The following is a 495-nucleotide window of genomic DNA, read 5'->3' as shown; positions in this document are numbered from 1 at the left end:
CCAATACACTGAGCCTGATTATCATCAATACGACTTTTTCCATACCATCATTTATCTTTGCCGAGGCATTTTTAAGCTTCGTAGGGATGGGAATTCAGCCGCCGCTTACAAGCTGGGGAGCTATGGCCGCTCTGGGGCAGCAGCAAATGTCTTATTATCCCCATGAGCTGATTTTCCCGGCGCTGGCAATCTCCTTGACCATGCTGGCATTTAACCTGCTGGGCGATGGACTCCGGGATGCGTTTGATCCGAAGCTGCGCCAGTAATATGGTTTGTGAATAATAGAGGAAAGGCAGGCATCACCTATGAGTCAACCATTACTTGAGGTTAAAAATTTAAAGGTATCATTTCATACATATGCCGGGGAGGTACAGGCGGTCCGGGGCGTGGATTTTACGCTGGAGGCCGGAAAAACCATGGCGATCGTGGGGGAGTCCGGAAGCGGAAAAACGGTGACTTCCAAGGCGGTTATGGGGTTAATTGCTTCACCGCCGG

Annotated in this window: 2 protein-coding genes; both read left to right on the top strand. The window is 50.3% G+C overall.

Annotated elements, in window-relative coordinates; genetic code table 11:
- Window positions 1-266: ABC transporter permease subunit (locus tag NE664_13410; protein MCQ4727630.1), on the top strand; the 266-nt coding region annotated here is incomplete at its 5' end.
- 39 nt (window positions 267-305) lie between these two features.
- The coding region (locus NE664_13405) for an ATP-binding cassette domain-containing protein (protein MCQ4727629.1) at window positions 306-495 on the top strand (190 nt) is incomplete at its 3' end.

This window comes from Anaerotignum faecicola, assembly GCA_024460105.1.
Lineage (GTDB): Bacteria > Bacillota > Clostridia > Lachnospirales > Anaerotignaceae > JANFXS01.
This window is presented reverse-complemented; position numbering and strand designations above follow the sequence as displayed.